4 protein-coding genes are annotated in these 4271 nt (G+C 77.5%); 2 read left to right on the top strand and 2 right to left on the bottom strand.

Features of this window, described 5'->3' with window-relative positions:
• Window positions 1–49 precede the first annotated feature (49 nt).
• Together ACFV0G_RS36055 and ACFV0G_RS36050 are read right to left on the bottom strand one after the other, a co-directional pair.
• Complete coding sequence (locus tag ACFV0G_RS36055) at window positions 50–1366, bottom strand: NAD(P)/FAD-dependent oxidoreductase (protein WP_380557045.1); 1317 nt, start codon at window positions 1364–1366, stop codon at window positions 50–52.
• Window positions 1367–1712: 346 nt separating this feature from the next.
• Window positions 1713–2624, bottom strand: coding sequence for a TIGR01777 family oxidoreductase (locus ACFV0G_RS36050; protein ID WP_380557043.1), 912 nt, complete (start codon window positions 2622–2624; stop codon window positions 1713–1715).
• Between the two features lie 65 nt (window positions 2625–2689).
• Between ACFV0G_RS36050 and ACFV0G_RS36045 the strand changes: the two genes are divergently transcribed.
• A complete protein-coding gene (locus tag ACFV0G_RS36045; protein ID WP_380557041.1) occupies window positions 2690–3202 on the top strand; it encodes a GNAT family N-acetyltransferase in 513 nt (170 codons plus the stop codon).
• A 92-nt stretch (window positions 3203–3294) separates the two neighbouring features.
• Window positions 3295–4271: DUF2510 domain-containing protein (locus ACFV0G_RS36040; protein ID WP_380557039.1), on the top strand; the 977-nt coding region annotated here is incomplete at its 3' end.

Genomic DNA, 4271 nt, shown 5'->3' with positions numbered 1-4271 from the left:
CCTAGGCGCGGGTGTCCGCCGGCCCGGCCGGGCCGGCGGACACCCGCGCCTAGGCGGCCACGTCCGCGGAGGCCGCCGCGGTGTCCAGGCCGAGGTCGCGCAGCACCGCCCGGGCGGCCCGCCGGCCGGAGACCAGGGCGCCCTGCAGGCTGCTGGTGTCGCGGTGGTCCCCGCACACGTAGAGGCCGGCCAGCAGCCGCACCGAGCGCCGCAGGTGGTGCGGGGCCGGCATGGCCGGTACGGCGTCCGGCAGGTGGCGCACGCTCAGGAACTCCCACGAGCGGGTCGGTGCGCCGTACAGCTCGGCCAGCCGGCGGCGGACCACCGGCTCGAACCCGGCCGGCCCGCCCGCCTCGTAGCTGCGCCGCCCGAGCACGGTGGTCGCGATCAGCGCCCGCCCGGCCGGTGCGTACGAGGGGTGGACGTCGCTGAGCACCAGGCTGTGCGAGACGCCCGAGGAGTCGGCGTCCAGCAGCAGCGACGGCTCGCCCAGCGGCGACCGGTCGGCCGCGTGGTAGAAGGTGGTGACCGGGTGGAATCCGGGCACCCGCAGGCCCGGCAGCAGCGCGGCCGCCGAACGGGCGTCACAGGCCAGCACCACCGCGGAGGCGCCGATCCGGCCGTGCCGGGCGGTCTCCACACCGTCCGCCGCGATGCCCGTCACCGCCACGCCCAGCCGGACGCAGTCCGCGGGCAGTCCCTCCGCCAGCTGCTCCGGAACCGACCCGGCGCCGCCGGCGGCCAGACAGAGCCGGCCGCGGGCGTACGAGCGCAGCACCAGGTCGGCCACCCGGCTGCTGGTGGTCAGCGCGGGGTCGGCCAGCAGCGCGCCGAGCAGCGGGCGCAGGAAGCCGTCGACGGTGCGCGCGCCCAGGCCGCGGTCGGCCAGCGCCCGGGCCGCACTGGTCTCCGGCCTGGCCAGCAGCCGGGGCGCCGGGGTGGCGGCGAGCCGGCCGAGGGTGGCGGCCAGCCGGGCCTTGTCCAGCGGGCTGCCGAGCGGCCCGCGGGCGGCGGCCTGCCGGGCCGGGGTCTGCTGGGGGTCGCCGACCCGGTAGCGGCGCCCCGCGCTGTGCACCAGCACCCCGGGGGCGAGCGGGCGCAGGTCCAGCCGGTCGAGGTCGAGCCGGCGCGCGGGCTCCGGGTGGTCGGTGTTGAACAGCTGGACGCCGTGGTCGATCCGGAATCCGTCCAGCTCCTGCGTGGCCATCCGGCCGCCGAGGTGCGCCTGGGCCTCCAGGACCTGGACGGTGAGGCCCTGCCCGGTCAGCGTCCGGGCGGCGGCCAGTCCCGCGGGACCGGCGCCGACCACGACGACGTCCGGGTCCGACGGGTGGCGGGTACGGCGGGTGAAGTCGAATGCGGGCACCAGTGTGCTCCCTCCCTGACGGCGGCTCCGGGCCCGCGCACGTGTGGTCGGGCCCGTGGAGCTCCGGCCGGGGCGGGCGGCGGGGTGCCGGGATGCGGTCCGCCCATGTGATGCCCAGTCAGTGCGGCGGTCAGACCGTACGGCCCCGTCGAATCCCGGATCCGGCGGGATCCCGGTGGCGCGGGGGAGGGGGTGGTCACGCTCTGTGCGCCCAGGAGCGGCGGAACGGAGCCTCCGGGCGCGCACGGTCACCGGGGGGCGCAGAGCGCGCCCTCGCCCTGCCACCGTGCGCCCCCCGTTCGCCGTCGTCCGCGGGTGCCTGCCCGGCGGCGGTTCTGCCGGTCCGTCAGCGGGCGAGCGCCGCCCGGACGGCGCCGTCCGCGTCCGGGTAGCGGAACCGGAAGCCCGCCGCCAGCAGCCGGTCCGGGACGACCCGATGGCTGCCCACCACCTCCACCGCCATCTCACCGAGCACCGCCCGCAGGGCCGCGGTCGGCACCGGGAACGGGGTGGGCCGGCCGAGCACCCGGCCGAAGGCCTCGGTCAGTTCGCGGTTGGTGACCGGGTGCGGACCGGTCAGGTTCACCGGCCCGGACATCTCCTTCTGGTCGATCAGGAAGCGCAGCGCCGCGACCTCGTCCGCCAGCGCGATGATGCTCCAGTACTGCTCGCCGGAGCCGAGCCGGCCGCCCAGCCCCAGCCGGAACAGCGGCACCATCCGCCCGGCGGCCCCGCCGGCCGCGGACAGCACCAGCCCGGTGCGCGGGTGCACCACCCGGATGCCGGCGTCCGCGGCGGGCCGTGCGGCGGCCTCCCACTCCACGCAGACCCGGGCCAGGAAGTCGTCGCCGGGCGGCGCGTCCTCGTCGATGACCCGGTCGCCGGTCTGGCCGTAGTAGCCGACCGCGGAGGCGCTCACCAGCACCCGCGGCGGCTGCTTCAGCCGGGCCAGCGCGGCCGCCACCGTCTCGGTGCCCAGCACCCGGCTGTCCCGGATCTCCCGCTTGTAGGACTCCGTCCAGCGCCGGTCGCCGACCCCGGCCCCGGCCAGGTGGACCACCGCCTCCACGCCCTCCAGCCCGGCCGCGTCGATCTCCAGCCGGTGCGGGTTCCAGCCGACCCCGGTGGTGCCGTCCGCCCGCACGCCCACCAGGCTGCGCCGGCGCACCAGCCGCAGCACCTCGTGGCCGTCGGCGAGCAGCGAGCGGACGAGAGCGGAACCGATCAGACCCGTGGACCCTGTCACCGCGATACGCATGCACCCATCCTCCCAGGCCGCCCGCCCGGTGCGGCCGCCGGACACCCCGGTCGGCAGGCCCTAGCATGTCCGCCATGCAGTCCGACGAGCTGATGATCAGGGTTGCCCGTGCGGCGGACGGCCGGGCGCTGGCCGCCCTCGACCGCGCCGCGTGGTCACCGCTCAGCGACGTGGCGCCGCGCCGCGCGGAGGAGGACGACGCCGCGTTCTTCGACGAGCGGCACGGCCCCGAGCAGTACCTCGTCGCCGAGGCCGACGGCCGGATCCTCGGCTACGTCCGGCAGGTGCCGCCCACCCCGCTCGCCAGCAACCGGCACGTCCGGCAGATCCAGGGCCTGGCCGTCGCCCGGGAGGCCCGCGGCCGCGGGCTCGGCGCGGCGCTGGTGGAGGCCGCCTGCGCGGCCGCCCGGGCCGCCGGGGCCCGCCGGATCACCCTGCGGGTGCTCGGCGGCAACACCCCGGCCCGGCGGCTCTACGAGCGCTGCGGCTTCCGGGTGGAGGGCGTGCTGCCCGGGGAGTTCCTGATCGAGGGCGCCTACGTGGACGACATCTGGATGGGGCGCGCCCTCACCGACTGACCCCGCGTCATCGTCCGGGCGCCCGCCGTACGCCCAAGTCGTGACCCGGTGGACCCTGCCCGCCGTGTCGCCCAAGGGGTACGGTACGGCGCGTGAGCACATCGACCCCTCCCGGCTGGTACCCGGTCACAGGTCCGGACGGCACTGCGCAGGAGCGCTGGTGGGACGGCACCGCCTGGACGGCGGACGTCCGGCCGGCCGCCGGCGCGGCCGGGATCGCCGACGCACCCACCCAGGCCTGGGCCGGCCAGGCCGCCGCGCCCCCCGCGGCCGGGTACGGCTACCCGCCGCAGCAGGCCGCCTCCGGGTACGGCTACCCGCAGCAGGCGCCCGGCTACCCGTACCCGTCGGCGTCGTCCGGCCCGAAGAACCGCAACGGCCTGATCGTCGGGATCGCCGCCGGCGTCCTGGTGCTGGCCGGCGTGATCGGCGCGGCCGTGGTGCTGGCCGGCAAGGAGAACAAGGGGCCCACGGTCTCCGCACCGCCCGCCGCCTCGGCCTCCCCGTCCACCGGATCCGGGGACGGCACCGGTGACGGCACCGCCGACAGCCCGAGCCCGGCCCCGTCGGCGTCCGACCCCGGGGACGGCACCGCGCCGACCGGCATCGCCGGGATCATGCCGGACGTGGTGCACGGCTGGCTGGTGCCGCGACCGGGCGCCTGGTCGCCGCACACGGGCAGCACCTCCAGCACCGTCTACGAGACCACCGGCCCGTACGACTGCGGCATGTCCTCGCAGTGCATCCGCGGCCAGTTCTCGGTCGAGACGGCGTCCGTGCCCGGCAGCGACGCGGCCACCGTCGCCCGCACCGCGATGGCCGCCTACGCGCCGCGGATCTTCGGCGAGCTGGACGGCCACCAGGAGCTGACGTCCGGTCCGATCAGGGTCGCCGGCGCCACCGGGTATGCGGTCCGCTGGTACGTCACGCCGAAGGAGGGCGCCAAGGGCTACATCCTCATGGTCGCCGTCCCGGACGCCCGCGGCAGCGGCTTCGTGCTGCTGCACGGCGGGGTCGACGACGACCCGCGGGCCCCCCGACTGACCGTCGTGGAGCAGATCGTCGGCGG

The sequence above is a fragment of the Kitasatospora sp. NPDC059571 genome (assembly GCF_042735675.1).
Lineage (GTDB): Bacteria > Actinomycetota > Actinomycetes > Streptomycetales > Streptomycetaceae > Kitasatospora.
This window is presented reverse-complemented; position numbering and strand designations above follow the sequence as displayed.

What these genes read in the sequence shown, in the direction of transcription:
- ACFV0G_RS36050 (WP_380557043.1), bottom strand. Translation starts at nt 2,624, where the DNA reads ATGCGTATCGCGGTGACAGGGTCCACGGGTCTGATCGGTTCCGCTCTC.
- ACFV0G_RS36045 (WP_380557041.1), top strand. Translation starts at nt 2,690, where the DNA reads ATGTCCGCCATGCAGTCCGACGAGCTGATGATCAGGGTTGCCCGTGCG.